This is a genomic window from Phenylobacterium sp., from assembly GCF_031412415.1.
In the GTDB taxonomy this organism is placed as follows: Bacteria; Pseudomonadota; Alphaproteobacteria; order Caulobacterales; family Caulobacteraceae; genus Phenylobacterium.
This window is the reverse complement of the sequence record NZ_JANOCX010000322.1, coordinates 1-16,864: the sequence shown is the minus strand read 5'-3', so window position 1 is coordinate 16,864 and position 16,864 is coordinate 1. Positions and strand designations below refer to the sequence as shown.

16 protein-coding genes are annotated in these 16,864 nt (G+C 67.8%); 11 read left to right on the top strand and 5 right to left on the bottom strand.

Annotation, left to right across the window (positions count from 1 at the left end; translation table 11 throughout):
* The first annotated feature begins 127 nt into the window (after positions 1-127).
* Entirely contained in the window at positions 128-2,800 is a 2,673-nt protein-coding gene (gene topA / locus RMO04_RS15740; protein ID WP_309645718.1) for a type I DNA topoisomerase, read from the top strand.
* A 62-nt stretch (positions 2,801-2,862) separates the two neighbouring features.
* On the top strand, positions 2,863-5,196 hold the full coding sequence (rnr, locus tag RMO04_RS15735) for a ribonuclease R (protein ID WP_309645717.1): 2,334 nt from the start codon (positions 2,863-2,865) through the stop codon (positions 5,194-5,196).
* Here rnr and RMO04_RS15730 read toward each other — a convergent pair.
* Entirely contained in the window at positions 5,193-5,882 is a 690-nt protein-coding gene (locus RMO04_RS15730) for a phosphatase PAP2 family protein (protein ID WP_309645716.1), read from the bottom strand. The genes rnr and RMO04_RS15730 overlap by 4 nt on opposite strands.
* A 113-nt stretch (positions 5,883-5,995) precedes the next feature.
* Here RMO04_RS15730 and RMO04_RS15725 point away from each other — a divergent pair, with 113 nt between their 5' ends.
* The 5 genes from RMO04_RS15725 to RMO04_RS15705 all read left to right on the top strand — a co-directional run bounded on the left by RMO04_RS15725 (position 5,996) and on the right by RMO04_RS15705 (position 9,867).
* Positions 5,996-6,703, top strand: coding sequence for an NUDIX hydrolase (locus RMO04_RS15725; protein ID WP_309645715.1), 708 nt, complete (start codon positions 5,996-5,998; stop codon positions 6,701-6,703).
* A 119-nt stretch (positions 6,704-6,822) separates the two neighbouring features.
* Entirely contained in the window at positions 6,823-7,500 is a 678-nt protein-coding gene (locus RMO04_RS15720) for a PepSY-associated TM helix domain-containing protein (protein WP_309645714.1), read from the top strand.
* Positions 7,501-7,511: 11 nt separating this feature from the next.
* Positions 7,512-8,027: a DUF2271 domain-containing protein gene (locus tag RMO04_RS15715; RefSeq protein WP_309645713.1), complete on the top strand. Its 516-nt coding sequence runs from the start codon at positions 7,512-7,514 to the stop codon at positions 8,025-8,027.
* 20 nt (positions 8,028-8,047) lie between these two features.
* The gene (locus RMO04_RS15710) at positions 8,048-8,866 is read left to right on the top strand and encodes a DUF4198 domain-containing protein (protein WP_309645712.1); all 819 of its coding nucleotides are present in this window, start codon (positions 8,048-8,050) and stop codon (positions 8,864-8,866) included.
* Between the two features lie 5 nt (positions 8,867-8,871).
* The gene (locus tag RMO04_RS15705; RefSeq protein WP_309645711.1) at positions 8,872-9,867 is read left to right on the top strand and encodes an FAD:protein FMN transferase; all 996 of its coding nucleotides are present in this window, start codon (positions 8,872-8,874) and stop codon (positions 9,865-9,867) included.
* On the opposite strand, the gene RMO04_RS15700 is transcribed toward RMO04_RS15705, so the two are convergent.
* The gene (locus tag RMO04_RS15700; RefSeq protein WP_309645710.1) at positions 9,864-10,664 is read right to left on the bottom strand and encodes a class I SAM-dependent methyltransferase; all 801 of its coding nucleotides are present in this window, start codon (positions 10,662-10,664) and stop codon (positions 9,864-9,866) included. The two genes, RMO04_RS15705 and RMO04_RS15700, sit on opposite strands and share 4 nt — an antisense overlap.
* A 232-nt stretch (positions 10,665-10,896) precedes the next feature.
* On the opposite strand from RMO04_RS15700, the gene rpmG reads away from it, so the two are divergent.
* From rpmG to RMO04_RS15685, 3 genes are all read left to right on the top strand, one after another.
* The gene (gene rpmG / locus RMO04_RS15695) at positions 10,897-11,064 is read left to right on the top strand and encodes a 50S ribosomal protein L33 (RefSeq protein ID WP_254836926.1); all 168 of its coding nucleotides are present in this window, start codon (positions 10,897-10,899) and stop codon (positions 11,062-11,064) included.
* A gap of 95 nt (positions 11,065-11,159) precedes the next feature.
* Positions 11,160-11,939 (top strand): phytanoyl-CoA dioxygenase family protein, encoded by a 780-nt coding sequence (locus RMO04_RS15690; RefSeq protein ID WP_309645709.1) that lies wholly within the window; start codon positions 11,160-11,162, stop codon positions 11,937-11,939.
* Positions 11,940-12,011: 72 nt separating this feature from the next.
* Positions 12,012-13,169 (top strand): acyl-CoA dehydrogenase family protein, encoded by a 1,158-nt coding sequence (locus RMO04_RS15685; protein WP_309645708.1) that lies wholly within the window; start codon positions 12,012-12,014, stop codon positions 13,167-13,169.
* Between the two features lie 51 nt (positions 13,170-13,220).
* Here the strand turns inward: RMO04_RS15685 and RMO04_RS15680 are convergent, their stop codons facing one another.
* Complete coding sequence (locus RMO04_RS15680; protein ID WP_309645707.1) at positions 13,221-14,135, bottom strand: hypothetical protein; 915 nt, start codon at positions 14,133-14,135, stop codon at positions 13,221-13,223.
* A 61-nt stretch (positions 14,136-14,196) separates the two neighbouring features.
* Positions 14,197-14,481: a DUF4242 domain-containing protein gene (locus RMO04_RS15675; RefSeq protein WP_309645706.1), complete on the bottom strand. Its 285-nt coding sequence runs from the start codon at positions 14,479-14,481 to the stop codon at positions 14,197-14,199.
* Between the two features lie 109 nt (positions 14,482-14,590).
* Here RMO04_RS15675 and RMO04_RS15670 point away from each other — a divergent pair, with 109 nt between their 5' ends.
* Entirely contained in the window at positions 14,591-15,520 is a 930-nt protein-coding gene (locus tag RMO04_RS15670; RefSeq protein ID WP_309645705.1) for a LysR substrate-binding domain-containing protein, read from the top strand.
* On the opposite strand, the gene RMO04_RS15665 is transcribed toward RMO04_RS15670, so the two are convergent.
* Positions 15,517-16,863, bottom strand: a complete 1,347-nt coding sequence (locus tag RMO04_RS15665; RefSeq protein ID WP_309645704.1) for a PleD family two-component system response regulator — start codon at positions 16,861-16,863, stop codon at positions 15,517-15,519. The two genes, RMO04_RS15670 and RMO04_RS15665, sit on opposite strands and share 4 nt — an antisense overlap.
* Position 16,864 lies beyond the last annotated feature (1 nt).

The following is a 16,864-nucleotide window of genomic DNA, read 5'->3' as shown; positions in this document are numbered from 1 at the left end:
GCACAGCTTATGATTGCGCGCATATCATGAACTTCAGAGCACCCGTTGACAGGGTATGGGCGCCTCGCCCACCTTTCGCGCCCTTGAATTTCGGGCCTTCCGCCCGGGACGCCTATATAGAGCGCCCATGAACCTCGTCGTCGTCGAAAGCCCGGCCAAGGCAAAGACCATCAATAAATACCTCGGCGCCGGCTACGTCGTGCTGGCCTCATACGGTCACGTCCGCGACCTTCCCGCCAAGGATGGATCGGTGAAACCCGACGAGGATTTCGCCATGCTTTGGGACGTGGATGCCAAGTCCGCCAAGCGCCTCAGCGACATCGCCGAGGCCGCAAAGGGCGCCGAGCGCATCATCCTGGCCACCGACCCCGACCGCGAGGGCGAGGCAATTTCCTGGCACGTGCTGGAGGTCCTTCGGAAGAAGAAGGTCCTCAAGGACGCCAAGGTCGAGCGCGTCGTCTTCAACGCCATCACCAAGTCGGCGGTGACCGAGGCGATGAAGAACCCGCGCGACATCGACATGGAGTTGGTCGACGCCTACCTGGCCCGACGCGCCTTGGACTATCTCGTGGGCTTCACTCTCTCGCCGGTGCTGTGGCGCAAGCTGCCGGGCTCGCGTTCGGCCGGCCGCGTCCAATCGGTGGCTCTGCGCCTCGTGGTCGACCGCGAGATCGAGATCGAACGCTTCAAGACCCAGGAATACTGGACGGTCGACGCCGACGTCTCCTCAGGCAGCGATCCATTCCTGGCGCGTCTGGTCAAGCACGACGGCAAGCGACTGACCAAGTTCGACCTCGGGAACGAGGCCTCGGCCCACGCCGCCCAGGCCGCGGTCAAGGCCGCGACCTTCAAGATCTCGGCGGTAGAGAAGAAGCCCGGCCGGCGCTCGCCCGCCCCGCCCTTCACCACCTCGACCCTCCAGCAGGAGGCGTCGCGCAAGCTCGGCTTCTCCGCGCAGCGCACCATGCAGGCGGCCCAGAAGCTCTACGAGGGCATCGACATCGGCGGCGAGACCGTGGGTCTCATCACCTACATGCGGACCGACGGCATCCAGACGGCGCCGGAAGCCATCGACGAGGCGCGCCAGGTGATCGGCGGCCTCTACGGCAAGGAATACGTTCCCGAGACTGGCCGCATCTACAAGACCAAGGCCAAGAACGCCCAGGAGGCCCATGAGGCCATCCGTCCCACCGCCCTGGCCCGCAATCCGGGCTCGCTGCGACTGGAAAGCGACCTCGGTCGGCTCTACGAGCTGATCTGGAAGCGGATGATCGCCTCGCAGATGGAAGCTGCCCGCATTGAGCGGACCAGCATCGACCTGGAGAGCGCCGACGGGAAGACCGGCCTGCGCGCCACCGGCCAGGTGGTGCTGTTCGACGGCTATCTCGCTGTCTACGAGGAAGGCCGCGACGACGCGGATGACGAAGAAAGCGGTCGTCTGCCCCAGGTCCGCGAAGGCGCCGACGCCAAGGTGCTGGTCGCCCGCGCCGACCAGCACTTCACCGAACCGCCGCCGCGCTATTCCGAAGCCAGCCTGGTGAAGAAGATGGAGGAGCTCGGCATCGGCCGGCCCTCGACCTACGCCTCGGTCCTGACCGTGCTGCGCGACCGCGAATACGTCCGCATGGACAAGAACCGCTTCATTCCCGAGGACAAGGGACGGCTGGTCACCGCCTTCCTGGAACAGTTCTTCGCCCGCTACGTGGAGTATGACTTCACCGCTGCCCTGGAAGAGAAGCTGGACTTGGTCTCGGCCGGCGAACTGGACTGGAAGGCCCTGCTGCGGGAGTTCTGGACAGACTTCCACGCCGCCGTGGGCGAGATCGCCGAGCTTCGCGTCACGCACGTTCTGGACGCTCTGAACGAGGCGCTCGGCCCGCACATCTTCCCGGAGAAGGCCGACGGCTCCGATCCGCGTGGGTGCCCAACCTGCGGCACCGGCCGCCTGTCGCTGAAGACGGGCAAGTTCGGAGCCTTCATCGGCTGCTCCAACTATCCGGAGTGCCGCTTCACCCGCCAGATCGCCCAGTCGGACGACGACAAGGCCGCCGACAGCGGCGACCGCGAGCTGGGTGTCGACCCCGTCACCGGCGAGATGGTGTTCCTCAAGTCCGGACGCTTTGGTCCCTACGTCCAGCTGGGCGAGGGCGACAAGCCGAAACGCTCCAGCCTGCCCAAGGGCTGGTCCGCCGCGGCCATGGATCTGGACAAGGGTTTGCGCCTGCTGCGCCTGCCGCGCGAGGTCGGGGCGCACCCCGAGGACGGCGCCATGATCACCGCCGGCATCGGCCGCTTCGGCCCCTTCGTCCTCCACAGCGGCACCTACGCAAACCTGCCGGGGGTCGACGAGGTGTTCGAGGTGGGCATCAACCGCGCGGTGACCCTGCTGGCCGAGAAGCGGGCCGGCGGCGGCGGCCGCGGGCGCGGTGAGACCGCGGCGCTGAAGGAGCTGGGCGCCCACCCAGCCGACGGCGCGCCGGTGAAGATCATGTCGGGCCGCTATGGTCCTTACGTGAAGCATGGCTCCACCAACGCCAACGTGCCCAAGGGCAAGGAGCCCTCCGACGTCACGCTGGAGGAAGCCGTGCTCCTGCTGGCCGAACGCGAAGCCAAGGGCGGCGGCAAGGAGAAGCCCGTCCGCGCCAAGGCCGCGGCAAAGCCCAAGGCGGAAAAGGCTCCCGCCAAGAAGACGGCGGCGAAGAAACCGACCGCCAAGAAGAAAGCTCCGACGGCGAAGGCGACCAAAGCCAAGGAACCCGCGCCTGCGGGCGGGGATGCTCCCCCGTGGGACGACGACTGAGCCGGCCCTAGGGCGGAGCAATTCGCGGCCACCTCGAGGCGATTCCTGCGCTACAAAGCAGTATGCCCAAGATCCGCACGCCGAAGTCCGCCAGGTTCGCCCCCAAGGGACCCAGCAAGCCCGCCCAGGGTCTGCCGGATCGTGACACCCTGCTGCAGTTCGTCCGCGAGGCCCGCGAGACCGGCAAGGCCGACATCGCCAAGGCGTTCGGCCTGAAGGGCAATGACCGCCGCGCCCTGCGAGACATGCTGAAAGAACTGGAAGAGTCCGGCGCCCTGGGCAAGCGCGGTCGCAAGGCCTTCGCCGAGAGCGGCGCCCTGCCCCCCGTCGGCGTGGTCGACGTGGTCGAGAAGGACGCCGACGGTGAGCTGATGGTCCGGCTGACCAAGGGTGAGGACGCCCCCACCGTACGCCTGGCGCCCGATCGTCGGGAGGCGGTCGGCGGGGCGCCGGGCCTGGGGGACCGGCTATTGGTCCGCTTCGAGACCCTGGAAACCGGCGAGACCGAGGCGCGCATGATCAAGCGCCTGGGCCAGAGCGCCCACCGCATCCTGGGCGTGATCCGCAAGGCCAACCGCCAGGTCCGCGTCGAGCCGGTCGACCGCAAGTCCAAGGAGAGCCTGCTGCTCGTACCCGCCGAGGCGGAAAACCTCAGCGACGGCGACCTGGTCCTGGCCCAGGTCAGCGGCGCCGATGGCCGCTATGGCCCCAAGCGCGGCAAGGTGCTGGAGGTGGTCGGCCGGGTCGACCAGCCGCGCGCAGCCTCCCTCATCGCCATCCACTCGCACGGCATCCCCACAGGATTCACCCAGGCCGCCGAAGCCGAGGCAGAGGCCGCCCAGCCGCCGACCCTAACCGGCCGTGAGGATCTCCGCGCCGTTCCGCTCCTGACCATTGACCCGCCGGACGCCCGCGACCACGACGACGCGGTCTATGCCGAGCCCGACACCGATCCGTCCAATGAAGGCGGCTGGATAGTCTGGGTCGCCATCGCCGACGTCGCCGCCTATGTCCGGCCGGGCTCGGCCCTGGACACGGAAGCCCACGATAAGGGCAACAGCGTCTATTTCCCCGACCGGGTCGAACCCATGCTGCCCGAGCGGCTGTCGGCCGGCCTCTGCTCGCTGCGCCAGGGCGAGAACCGCGCCTGCCTGGCCGTGCGGATGGTGTTCGGCCGCGATGGCCGCAAGCGCAGCCACAAGTTCATGCGCGGCCTGATGCGCTCGGCCGCCAAGCTGTCCTATGAGCAGGCCCAGCGCGCCATCGACGGCTTCCCGGACGATCAGACCAACCCGCTGCTGGAGCCCGTCCTGAAGCCCCTGTGGGCCGCCTATCACACGATGCTGAAGGGCCGCCTCGCCCGCTCGCCGCTGGCCATCGAGAGCTCGGAGCGAAAGATCGTCATCAGCGCCGAGGGCGAGATCACCTCGATCACCGCGCGGCCCTCGCTGGAGGCTCACAAGCTCATCGAGGAGATGATGGTCCAGGCCAACGTCTCGGCCGCCGAGAGCCTGGAGCAGAAGAAGACCCCGCTGATCTACCGGATCCACGACACCCCCAGTCAGGAGAAGGTCCAGTCGCTCTCGGAATTCCTGCAGACCCTGGAAATCAACTGGAGCAAGGGCGAGGCGCCGCGCACCGACCGGTTCAATAAGCTGCTGGCCGACACCCGCGAGGGGCCACACGCCCAGATCGTCAACGAGGTGGTGCTGCGCACTCAGATGCAGGCCATATACGCCACCGAGAACATCGGCCATTTCGGGCTGAACCTGGACCGCTACGCCCACTTCACCTCCCCGATCCGCCGCTATGCCGACCTGATCGTGCATCGGGGGCTGATCAAGGCCCTGGGCCTGGGCTCCGACGGCCTGACCGACCGCGATATCACTCAGATGAAGGACACCGCCGAGCGGATCACCTTCGCCGAACGCCGGGCCATGGCCGCCGAGCGCGACGCCACCGACCGCTATGTGGCGGCCTTTCTCTCCGACCGCGTGGGGGCGACCTTCCCCGGCCGGATCACCGGCGTCACCCGCTTCGGCCTCTTCATCCGCCTCGATGAGACCGGCGCAGACGGCCTGGTGCCGGTCTCGACCCTGGGCGGAGAATATTTCGTCCACGACGATCGCAGCCACGCCCTGGTCGGCGAGCGGACCGGCGCGCGCTGGCCGCTGGGCATGAGCGTCGAGGTGCGACTGCGCGAGGCCACGCCGGTCACCGGCGGTCTACTGTTCGACATGCTGAGCGAGCCCGCGCCCGCCGACCCCAACGCGCCGCGCCCTCGTCTGGGGATGCGCGACCGACAGTTCTCCGGTCCCAAGCGCGGCGGCGGGGCGGGCAAGAGCGGTCTGCCCAAGGGAGTCAAACGCAAGGCCGGGGGCAAGGCGAAGCGCTAGGCGCCCCGGCGCGGCTTGGTCAGGCCCAGCACTACCCAGGCCACCAGGGCCCAGCTCGCGCCCAGAGCCCACCCGCCAAGGACATCGGTGGGCCAGTGGACGCCCAAATAGACTCGGCTGATCCCAACCATCACCACGAACAGGATGGCCAGGACGAAGATCAGGGCCTTCGTCTGCTTCTTGGTCTCGGCGCTCGCGACCACCGCGGCCAGGGTGAAGAAAGTCGCCGCCGCGAGGGTCGAGTGACCGCTGGGGAAGCTCTGCGAGTAGACGATGCTGCCGTGGGCGACGAGCGACGGTCGAGGCCGGTCGTAGACTGCTTTAAGCAATTCGCTGGAGATCTGGGCCAGCACGACCGTGGATCCGAGGATCAGCGCCGCGCGTCGGCGGTCGTGGAACACCAGCAGGAGGACCGCGACCACCGCCGTGATGGTCAGCAGGGTGAAGCCGCCCAAGGCGGTGATATCGCGCATCGACTCCTCAAGCCAGCGGGGGCCAAGGGGGTCGGAGGGATCGTGAGCCGCGCGCATCGCCAGCAGCAGCCGACGATCCAGGCTCGCGGTGTCGCCCTCGCCCACCTCGTCGGCCACGGCCAGAAACACCCAAGGTGCGCCCGCCACGGCGATCCACACCGCCAGGGTACGTGCCTCCAGCCGTCTCGCCAGGGACTTCAGCCGCGCGATCATGCCACCTCCTATCAAGCTGGGCATCAACGCCACAGGCCTCGCTCCGATCCGCCGCGCCAAGTTGACCTAAGGGCGCCGTTCCCAGCGCACGACTCGCCTCATACAATTGTTTCATGAGCCAAGCCGAACCAGTCCGGCGTCCGGAAGGACGCCTGCGCGCCGAGGGACAGCGCGCCGTAAAACCCCGCAACGCCGCGACCCTGATCATTGTCCGCCGCGACCGCAAGAAGCCCCAGGTCTTGATGGGCAAGCGCAACAGCGGCCATGACTTCATGCCCAACCTCTGGGTCTTTCCAGGCGGTCGAATCGACCGCAGCGACTTCCGCGCACCCTTCGCCACGGACCTGAAGCCCGACGTCGCAGCGCGGTTCGAGGCCCACATCCCCATGAGCCGCGGACGGGCCCTGGCGCTCGCCGCCATCCGCGAGACCTTCGAGGAGGCGGGCCTCCTGCTGGCCAAGAAGGTCCCGGTCCGACCGTTGGCCGGCCCCTGGCGTGAATTCGCCGCCCACGGCGCGGCGCCGGACCTGGAGGGCCTGGACATCGTCGCGCGCGCCATCACCCCGCCGATGCTGGCCAAGCGGTTCGACACCTGGTTCCTGATGGCCGACGCCGAGCGGCTGATCAGCCTGGACCGCGAGCCCGATTGCGGAGAGCTGGAAGAGATCGCCTGGGTGGACTTCGACGAGGCCATCGCCCTGCCCCTGCCCGCGGTCACCCGGACGATGATCGGCGAGGCGGTCAGCCGAATGGCCGACCCCGACCGGCCGCGGCCCTTCATGCGGTTCGGCAGCGGCAAGACCAAGTTCAGCCACCTTTGAGCCAGCTTGTGAAGTGGTCCTCGGGCGCCTGTTAGCTGCGAATTATTCGCAACAAGCTTGCGCTGCGCCAGTCCAATTGCTAGTGCGAGCCATTATCGGCGTGCGCGAGGAAATGGATTTTGTCGGCTTCCGAACTCGTGGGCGCCAAACCAGCCATCGACGAGGATAAGGCGCGCGCCAAGCGCGCGGCGCAGCGTCGAGCCGGGCTGTTGCGTCAGATGGTCCAGTGGCACTGGATCAGCGCCGCCATCTGCCTGGTCGGCACGCTGATGTTCGCGATCACCGGCATCACGCTTAACCACGCCGGCGACATCGAGGCCAAGCCCAAGACCGTCGAGATCGAAGGCCAGCTTCCCGCCGACCTGATCGCCGCGGCTAAGTCCGCCCAGGCCGCGAAGTCGACCCTGCCCGACCCTATCCGCGTCTGGCTGGCGAAGGAGATCGGCGCCAAGGCGCCCAAGGCCGCCGCCATCGAGTGGTCCGACGAGGAAGCGTATGTGGCCCTGCCCCGCCCTGGTGGCGACGGCTGGGTCACCTTCGACGCCGGCACCGGCGAGGTGCTGCATGAGACCACCAGCCGCGGCTGGATCGCCTATCTCAACGACCTGCATAAGGGCCGCAATTCAGGGCCGGTCTGGAGCCTGTTCCTCGACATCTTCGCGGTCGGCTGCGTGGTGTTCTGCATCACCGGTCTGATCCTGATGCAGCTCCACTCCCACGCGCGCAAGCTCACCTGGCCGCTGGTCGGCCTGGGCCTGCTCGTCCCCATGGTCCTCGCCCTGCTGTTCATCCATTGACCGGAGCCTTCATGCGCCTGCCCGTCTACACCGCCGCGCTCACCGGCCTGATGGCGACACCCGCCCTGGCGGCGGACCTGACGCTAAGCCTGGAAATCCCTCAGTTGAGCGTGGCCGAGTATCACCGGCCCTACGTCTCTGTCTGGGTGGAAACCCCCGACAAGGTCGCCGTGAAGACCCTGGCGGTCTGGTACGACGTCAAGCTGAAGAACCAGGAAGGCCAGAAGTGGCTGAAGGACATGCGCCAATGGTGGCGCCGCGCCGGGCGCGACCTGACCCTGCCGGCCGACGGCGTCAGCGCCGCGACCCGCGCGCCGGGCAAGCACCAGGTGGTGTTCAGGGCCGGCGCCTCGCCCCTGGGAACCCTACCCGCCGGCCAATACAACCTGGTGGTCGAGGCTGCGCGCGAGGTCGGCGGCGTCGAGGTGCTGCGCACGCCGTTCCAGTGGCCGCCCAAGGCCAGGGCGTCCGCCTCCGCCAAGGGCGAAACCGAACTCGGCGCGCTCAGCGTCACCGTCAAGCCGTGAACCCCAGAAGGATCTCTCCAATGATCTCCGTCCGTCACGGCGCCCTCGCCGTCCTCTCCGCCGTCGCCGTCCTGGCGATCCCCGCCGCCGCCAGCGCCCACCGCCAGTGGCTGCTGCCGTCATCGACCGTCCTGTCGGGGAACGATCCGTGGATCACAGTCGACGCGGCGGTCTCCAACGAGCTCTTCTATTTCGATCACAACCCGATGCGGCTCGACAGTCTGACCGTGACGGCTCCGGATGGGGCCAAGGGCGAGATCAAGAACGGCTCCACCGGCAAGTACCGCAGCACCTTCGACGTGCAGCTCGACAAGCCCGGCACCTACAAAATCGGCTCGGCCAGCGACGGCCTGATGGCGTCGTACAAGCTGAACGGCGAGCAGAAGCGCTGGCGCGGCGCGGCCGCCGAAGCCGCCACGGCCATCCCCAAGGAGGCCACCGAGGTGAAGCTCACCGAGAGCTCGCGGCGTCTGGAAATCTTCGCCACCCGCGGCGCCCCCACCAAGGAGGTGCTGAAGCTCACGGGCAAGGGACTTGAGGTCGACTTCGTCACCCATCCCAACGACCTGGTTGTCAGCGAGCCCGCGCAGTTCAAGCTGCTGCTGGATGGCAAACCCGCCGCCGGCGTTGAGGTCGAGGTCGTGCCGGGCGGCAACCGCTACCGCGCCGCCACGGGCGAGATGAAGCTGACCACCGACGCCCAGGGCGCTTTCACCGCGAAATGGCCCGGCGCAGGCATGTACTGGCTTGAGGCCACCGTCCGCGGCGGCAAGTCAACCATCGCCAACGCCGAGCGCAGCGCCTCGTACGTGACCACGCTTGAAGTCCTGCCGGACTAACGGCCTTGAGCGGCAACCGCGTCGCCGTCCCGCTGGTCATCTCCCGGTCGCCGCGGCGCGGCGGGACGATGGTCGAGTTCGGCGGGCCGACGATGGGGGTAGACTGGACGGTGAAGGCCCTGGCGCCCGCCGGGCTCGACCTGGTCGCCGCCCAGGACGCGGTGCAAGCCGCCCTGAACGCCGTGGTCGCCCAGATGAGCCCGTGGGAGCCCGCCTCCGACATCAGCCGCTTCAACGGCGCTGCGCCGGGCGCATGGATGGACCTGCCGCCGGCCTTCGCACACGTGCTTGCGCGCGCCCTGCACTGGGCGCGACTGAGCGACGGCGCCTTCGATCCTACCATCGGTCGACTTGTTGACCTGTGGGGCTTCGGACCGCCGGGCGCGGTTCTTGCCCCGCCATCCGACGCCGCAATCGCCACCGCTCTCGAAGATTGCGGCTGGGACTATCTGGCGATGGACGGTAGCCGGGTCTTGCAGCCGGGCGAGATGTCGTTGGACCTTTCGGGGATCGCCAAGGGCTTCGGGGTCGATGAAGTCTCCGCCGTGCTGAGGCGTCTTGGACTGCCCAATCATCTGGTCGAGATCGGCGGGGAACTCCGCGGCGAAGGGGTCAAGGCGAACGGCGAGCCCTGGTGGGCGCAGATCGCCGCGCCGCCGGGGCTGGCTCTACCGGGCGGAGCGATCCTGGCGGCGCTGCATGGGTCGGCCATCGCCACCTCCGGCGACTATCGGCGCGTGGTGGAGCACGACGGTCGGCGCCACGCCCACATCCTTGATCTCCGAACGGGCCGACCGGCGGACAACGGCGTCCGCTCGGTCAGCGTGATCGCGCCAAGTTGCATGGACGCCGACGCGCTATGCACGGTGCTCGGCGTGCTGGGACCTGACGACGGCGCCCGGTTCGCGCAGACGCACGGTCTCGCCGCGTTCATGCTGGTCGAGGATCAGGCCGGCCTTCGCGAGATCATCTCCCCGGCCCTGGCGGCGATGTTCGCCTAGAGCCTGCAGGCCAGATAGAGGTGGGTTTCCCAGGCTGCGGGAAGCACGCCGCCGCCCGTCGCCACGGCGTCCGACAGGGCGTCGAACAAGGCGAAGCGCTCTGCATCGGGCAGGAAGTGGTAGCTGGAGTCGGTACGCAGATAGGCGCCCAGGGTTTCCGGGTTGAGGCTCCAGGTCCAAGGATAGCTGCGGTGCATGACCGGTCCGAACAGGGCCGACCAGGCGAAGGTGCCGACGATGGGGCCGCTCGGCAGATAGGCCGCCTGCGAGGGCGGCGCACCCCACACACCCGGCGCATACCGGTCGAAGGCGGCCTTGAACGGCGCCTCGAACGGCGCCGGGACCGCCAGGGGCACATGGCCGAACACCGCCAGCCAGCCGCCAGGCGACAAGGCCTCGGCGGCCTTGGGGAAGGCCAACTGTCGGGGGACCCAGTGCCAGGCCTGGGCGCTGGCCACCAGGTCGAAGCCGCCGGGGTCGGGTGCGTAGTCCTCGAACCGTGAGACGACGAACTCGACATTGGGGCCGGAGACCCGCCGGCGGGCCTCCTCGATTAGCCGAGCGCCGGGATCTAGCGCGACCACCCGCCCCGCCCGGGCGGCCAGGTCGCTCGTCGCCTGTCCGCCGCCGCAGCCAACCTCCAGGACCCGTGTGCGGGGGTTAAGGGCATCCAGGCCGGACAGGTCGTCGTAGAGGGCCGCGGGATAGCCTGGGCGGACGGCCGCGTAGATTTGCGCGACATCGTCGAACGATGACTTCTGGGCGATTTGGCGCGGTGCGGCGTCGATGGCGGACATTGGCGGGCTTTCCGTTTGAGGCCCTGAGCTTGCGGTCGCGCCCGGCGGACGACAAACGACCATTACGACGCTGGTCTGAGAGCTGAGATCACATCAAGGGTGGCGACCGGGCCGCCACGCCGGCGCGAAATCCCGCACCTGCGAACGCGAGATTGACTTTGGGTTCGGGATTCGTATTGTCCGCGGCTCTTTCGAACACCTGCCGGCGCCCCCGGCCCCGCGAGGACCGACCATGGCGAAGCCCGCCTCCATCAAGATCCGCCTGAATTCGTCGGCGGACACCGGCTACTTCTACGTCACCAAGAAGAACGCCCGCACCAAGACCGACAAGCTGGTCATGAAGAAGTATGACCCCGTGGTCCGCAAGCACGTGGAATTCAAGGAAGGCAAGATCAAGTAGGCTCTGCGCCTCGATCTGCCGTCTGTGAAAACGCCCGGTCTCGCGACCGGGCGTTTTTCGTTTCAGTTCATGCGCGCGCTTCCTAAAGCAGTCCTATGAACCCAACCCGCGCCCTCTCACCCGAGCAGATCGAGGTCTTCGCCAACGAGGGCGTCGTCACCGTGCGCCAAGCCGTGACGGCGAGCGACATAGCGGCCATGCGCAACCGGTTGTGGGCCGATCTCGAGCGGCGGTACGATCTCAAGCGTAGCGACCCAGCCACCTGGGCGGTCCATCGGGTGTTCAGTTTCCAGCCTCTGATCAAGACAGGCGCCTTCGCGGCATTGGCGAACCCGATTGTCCGCGACGCCATCGACCAGGTGCTGGGAGACCGGCCGTGGGAGGAACCGCGCCACTGGGGCCAGCCCCTTGTGACCTTCCCTTCCCCGCCGCCCTGGAATCTGCCCCATTCGGAATGGCACCTGGACATCCAGGCAAGCGCCTCCGATCCAGCCGTGGCGCGCGTCTTCACGTTCCTGCAGCCCTTGGCGCCGCGTGGGGGCGGAACGGCCTATGTGGCGGGGTCTCATCAGCTGGTCCGCGCCCTGGCGGCGGCGGAACCGCCGGGCGCCAAGCTCAGCTCATCGCAAGTACGCGCGCGACTGGTCGCCCATACCTGGTTCGCCGCCTTGTGGACCAACGGCGCGCCCGAAGACCGGCAGCGGTTCATGAGTGACACCGCGATCGTGGAAGGCGTGGAGGTTCAAGTTCGCGAAATGACGGGCGAGCCTGGCGACATCGTCGTCATGCACCCGCTGATGCTGCATGCCTTCACGCCGAACGTCAGCTCGCGGCCCCGGATGATGCTGACCCAGACGATCTACGGAAAGCGATAGAGCGCAACGCCCAGCGTTGACACCTTCTCCGAAACGTCCTGATTTGAAAGCCACCCAATTGGAAGGCGCGGGATGACCGTCGAGCAAGACCTGATCGCCCATGCACGCCGGATCGCCGCCCAGGTCGCTCCGCGAGGGGCGGAGATCGAGGCGGCGCGGCGGATCCCTCGCGACATTCACAAGGCCATGGGCGACGCCGGCTTCTACCGCATGTTCGTCACCACCGACTGCGACGGCCTCGAGGTCTCGCCCCGCACCGCCGCCGAGGTCTATGAGGCCCTAGCGCAGGGGGATGCGGCCTGCGGCTGGGTCGCCTTCATCGCTGCGACCACGACGCTCGCCTTCGGCCGCATGACGAACGCGGCGGTGTGCGAGATCATGGCCCGTCCCGACAGCCTAGCCACCGGGGTGTTCGCCGCCAACGGCGTCGCCACGCGGGTCGAGGACGGGTTTCGGGTCACCGGCCGCTGGGACTGGGGTTCGGGCTCGCCCAACGCCGACTGGATCGGCGGCGGCTGTGTACTGGTCGAGGACGGCGAAACCCTGAAGAACTCCGCAGGCCTGCCCCGCAACCACATGCTCTTCTTCCGGGCCGACCAGGTGAAGTCCCTCGACACCTGGCACGTGGCGGGGCTGAGCGGCACCGGCAGCACGGCCTTCGAGGTCGACGATGTGTTCGTGCCCGAGCGCCATGCCGCCGGCGTGCAGGTGAAGGCCCTGCCCGACCGGCCGCTCTATCGGTTCCCGTCCTTCTCGCCCCTGGCCCAGGGTATCGGCGGGGTGGCGCTGGGCATCGCCCGTGGCGCGTTGGACGAGGCGACCCGAGTGGTCGGCGAGAAGCGTCGGGGCGGATCGTCCGCGCCGCTGGCCGAGCGCGCGCACACCCAGATGGAGATCGCCCGCGCCGAGGCCCGCCTGCGCGCCGCTCGCGCCTTTTTCTACCAGACGATCGATGCGGCCTGGGACGCCGCCCAATCGCCCGAGCCAGTCCCGCTGGCGCTCAGCCGCGACATGCGCCTGGCGGTCAATCACGCGGTCAGCGAGTCCACGGCGGTGGTCGACGCCATGTACACCCTGGCCGGCGGGTCCTCGATCTACGCGGCCTCGCCGCTGCAGCGCCAGTTCCGCGACATCCATGTGGCGACCCAGCACTTCATGGTCTCGCCGAACATCCTGGAGACGGTGGGGCGGCTTTATCTGGGGCTGCCTACCAATACGGCCGGCTTCTGAGCCCAAACGGAAGGACCCGGCGAGAGTCCGCCGGGTCCCCGTGTCGCTCGCCTAGCAGAAGGCGGGCGCGACTTCCTCGATGCGGGCGCGCCCCCGCGGGCTCACCTGCTCCAGGGCCTCAAGGAAGGCCTCGTTCTTCAGGGCTGAGCCAAGGAAGGTCCAGCGCATCGCCTGGTGTTGAACCTGGCTGAACCGTTGGCGTTCGGCGTCGGTCAGGGTGCGGCCGATCGCCATCTGAAGCGACGCAAGGTCGAGCGCGGTCTGCTGGCCGAGGCCGCCATCGATGAAGCCTCCGATGTCCAGGAAGTCCTCGAAGGCCTGGTCGATTTCAGCGGGCGTCGCCTTGGCGGCTAACTCAAAGAAGACCATGGCGTCCAGCTTGGCGTGCTGACACTCCTCCATCCAGTGGTGCTTCAGCAGACTGCGGAACTGCCGGTCGAGCCCCTCGTCATCCTGGGCGCTGTCGAGATAGTGGCGCTGCGTGGCCAGCTCGATGCCGAGCACGAACATGGCGACGCCCAGCGGACCATGATTGCGGATCGCCGCGCCGATGTCTTCCGCCGGGCCGATGAAGCCGCAGTCGACGTCGAAGCCGTCGGCGAAGGCGCTGCGGAAGCGCACGAAGAGCTCGATGTGCTTGGCTTCCTCCGCCGCGAACTGGGCCAGGGCCGGCGTCCGGTGCGGGTCCTGACCCGGCCGCGACGGCGCGAGTTCCTCGATGACCGGCAGGATGCAGCGTTCCACCAGCTCGAACATCGACAGGTAGCCGAAGGCGCGGATCTGATTGAGTTTCAGTCGCTCCGCAGGATTGAGGAAGTCGAGTTTCTGGGTCCGGGCGAAGCTCTCCGGCAGGAAGGGTCGGCTGAAGTCCATCGGCTTGTCGTGGCCGATGATGTCCTCGATGCGCCAGTTCACGCGCTTCGAGATCTGCAGCAGTTTTTCGTAGTTTAGGCCTTGAATAGTCATAGGAATTCTCCTCGCGCGGCCGCCGCCCCGCAGGGCGAAAGCCATGACGGGAAGCTGCCGCTCAGTTGTTGGCGGTGGTTGGATCGATGATTTGCGAAATCTCGGTGATGCAGGTCACCGGGAAGCCGCTCAGTTCGGCGTGGGCGCGGATCGCGTCCTCGCCGTCCGCGAGGTAGATGCAGAAGGTCCGATCACCCGAGACATAGCTGTGCTGCCACTGGATGATCCGACCCATCTTGTCGATGGCCTGGTTGGACGCGCGAGCTGCCCCGCACAGCTCGACGATCGACATTCCGCCGACGCCGGGCATCTCGCGCTCCACCAGGTAGCGTTTGAGTTGGCCCATGGCGCCGCCTCGCAAGTACCCTTGGATTGATTGGCAGTGTGACCGGCGCCGGATAACGCCGCAATCTAAACAATCTAGTGCTCACTAAAGCCTAAGCTTATGATGAGGCATGGTCGCGCCCAGCTATCTTCGCTCCCTGCAAGCCCTTGAACTGGCTGTGCGCCGAGGATCCTTCACCCTGGCGGCCGAAGACCTGGGCATCACGCCAGCAGCGGTCGGTCAGCGGGTGAAAGCGCTGGAGGACTATCTGGGCGTCGAACTGTTGGTGCGCGGGCGTTCGGGCATTCGAGCGGCGCCCGGCGCGGACTCGGCGCTGGAGCATCTGCGGCTCGGGTTCAGCGAGATTGAAACGGCGGCCCGGGAACTGGAGCTGCAGCGCGGCCATGAGATCCACATCGCCGCGGCCTCCGATTTCGTGGAGTTGTGGCTGGCGCCGCGGCTGGAGCGTTTCCACACCGAACACCCGAACATCCGCTTCTGCATCAACGGCGAGGGCGACGCGCCCATGCGGCTGGGCCGCGTGGACTGCGAGATCACCTATGGACCGGAGGTCGACGACACGCTCGCCGACCTGTTGTTCCGGGACTATGTGCTGCCGATCGGCTCGCCAGTGAACGTGGCCCGGACCGGCAAGGTCGACGCACACCACCGGCTGGAGGGCTTTCCGCTTGTCCACCTGGACTTCTACAAGGACGATCCCGCCGGCCTGTCCTGGCCGGAGTGGGTGGCGACTCACGGCGTGACGCGCAGCGCGCCTGAACGGGGCATGCGCTTCCGGCGCATCACCGCCGCACTGGATGCCGTCGGCGCAAATGCGGGGCTTACGCTCTGCGGTCTGGCGCTGCTGGCCGATCAGCTCGAGGCGGGCCGGATCGGACTGCCCTATCCCACCCTCGCCGGACGCTGGAGCGCCCATGGATTTGTGGCGCGCTATCGCCGAGAGTCGGAGTCACGCCGCCACATACAACGCTTTCGCGCCTGGTTGGCCGCCGAGAGCCGCGTGACGTCAGCTTGGCTGGTGAAGACGGCGCAGACCTAGGCCGCCCGCGAGATGACCTTATTTCGGCCTGAGGCCTTGGCCTCGTAGACCGCTTCGTCGGCGCGCTTGAGCAGGGTCTCGGGCTTGTCTTCGGCCCCTAAGGTTGCGGCGACCCCGATGGAGATGGTCACGGTCAAAAGCTCCGAGCCGCCCATGACGCGGAACGGCGAACCGGCCACGTGCAGACGGATGCGCTCGGCGATCCGCTCGGCGTCTTCCAGCTTGGTGTCTGGCATGACCACCACGAACTCCTCGCCGCCGTAGCGGCACGGCAGGTCGATCGCGCGCACATTGGAGGCCAGGCGAACGGCGAACTCGCGCAGCACCTCGTCGCCCACGTCGTGGCCGTAGCCGTCATTGATCTTCTTGAAGTGGTCGATGTCGATCAGCAGGCAGGCGACGGCGTCGCCGCCCAGCGTCGCGCGCTTCACCAGGGCCTCCAACTGCCCCACCATGTAGCGGCGATTGTGCAGGCCGGTGAGTTGGTCGGTGACCGCCAGTTCAAGGGAATGGTCGAGGTTATCGCGCAGATAGTCGGTGTATCGCTTGCGACGGATCTGGGTCCGCGCACGGGCGGCCAGTTCCTGGGGATCGATGGGCTTGGAGAGCACGTCGTTGACGCCGATCTCCAGGGCCTTCACCAGGCGCGAGCGTTCGTCGAAATCCACCACCGCCAGGATCGGCAGGTGACGGGTCGCCTCGTCCGACCGGAGTTGCGCGGCGAAGCGCAGGCCGTCGAAGGACCTAGCCGTCGCGTTGATGATGATCAGATCGACCGGCCCCTTGGCCGTGATCATGGCCTTTTCAGGCGTGGTCTCGATCACTGGGCGATGCTCGATGGCCAGTTCGGCGGCCACCCGCTGGGCCTGGCGTTCGTGGTCGTCGACGATCAGCACCCGGCCGCCCGTGCCGCCCAGGCGCGAAGAGGCGCCGGCGATCACGCCCATGCGACGGCCCGAGGCCTCCCGGTCGCGGAGCTCGTCGATCACCATCTTCAGCCGGGTCAGGCTGCGCACCCGAGCGAACAGCATCACGTCGTCGATGGGCTTGGTGAGGAATTCGTCGGCCCCGGCCTCCAGGCCCGCGATACGGTCGGCGCGGCCGTCGAGGGCCGTCACCAGCACCACGGGCACGTGGCGGGTCTCAGGATCGTCCTTCAGCCGGCGGCAGACCTGGAACCCGTCCATGCCGGGCATCATGACGTCCAGCAGCACGATGTCGGGCTTCTCGGCCGCGGCGATGGCGAGCGCCGTCGGGCCGTCATAGGCCACCAGCACCTCGTAGTACTCGGCGGTCAGCTTGGCCTCGAGCAGACGGACGTTGGCCTCGATGTCGTCGACCACC

Coding starts and splice junctions, on each gene's coding strand:
- topA (WP_309645718.1), top strand. CDS start 128: ATGAACCTCGTCGTCGTCGAAAGCCCGGCCAAGGCAAAGACCATCAAT.
- rnr (WP_309645717.1), top strand. CDS start 2,863: ATGCCCAAGATCCGCACGCCGAAGTCCGCCAGGTTCGCCCCCAAGGGA.
- RMO04_RS15730 (WP_309645716.1), bottom strand. CDS start 5,882: ATGATCGCGCGGCTGAAGTCCCTGGCGAGACGGCTGGAGGCACGTACC.
- RMO04_RS15725 (WP_309645715.1), top strand. CDS start 5,996: ATGAGCCAAGCCGAACCAGTCCGGCGTCCGGAAGGACGCCTGCGCGCC.
- RMO04_RS15715 (WP_309645713.1), top strand. CDS start 7,512: ATGCGCCTGCCCGTCTACACCGCCGCGCTCACCGGCCTGATGGCGACA.
- RMO04_RS15710 (WP_309645712.1), top strand. CDS start 8,048: ATGATCTCCGTCCGTCACGGCGCCCTCGCCGTCCTCTCCGCCGTCGCC.
- RMO04_RS15700 (WP_309645710.1), bottom strand. CDS start 10,664: ATGTCCGCCATCGACGCCGCACCGCGCCAAATCGCCCAGAAGTCATCG.
- rpmG (WP_254836926.1), top strand. CDS start 10,897: ATGGCGAAGCCCGCCTCCATCAAGATCCGCCTGAATTCGTCGGCGGAC.
- RMO04_RS15690 (WP_309645709.1), top strand. CDS start 11,160: ATGAACCCAACCCGCGCCCTCTCACCCGAGCAGATCGAGGTCTTCGCC.
- RMO04_RS15685 (WP_309645708.1), top strand. CDS start 12,012: ATGACCGTCGAGCAAGACCTGATCGCCCATGCACGCCGGATCGCCGCC.
- RMO04_RS15680 (WP_309645707.1), bottom strand. CDS start 14,135: ATGACTATTCAAGGCCTAAACTACGAAAAACTGCTGCAGATCTCGAAG.
- RMO04_RS15675 (WP_309645706.1), bottom strand. CDS start 14,481: ATGGGCCAACTCAAACGCTACCTGGTGGAGCGCGAGATGCCCGGCGTC.
- RMO04_RS15670 (WP_309645705.1), top strand. CDS start 14,591: ATGGTCGCGCCCAGCTATCTTCGCTCCCTGCAAGCCCTTGAACTGGCT.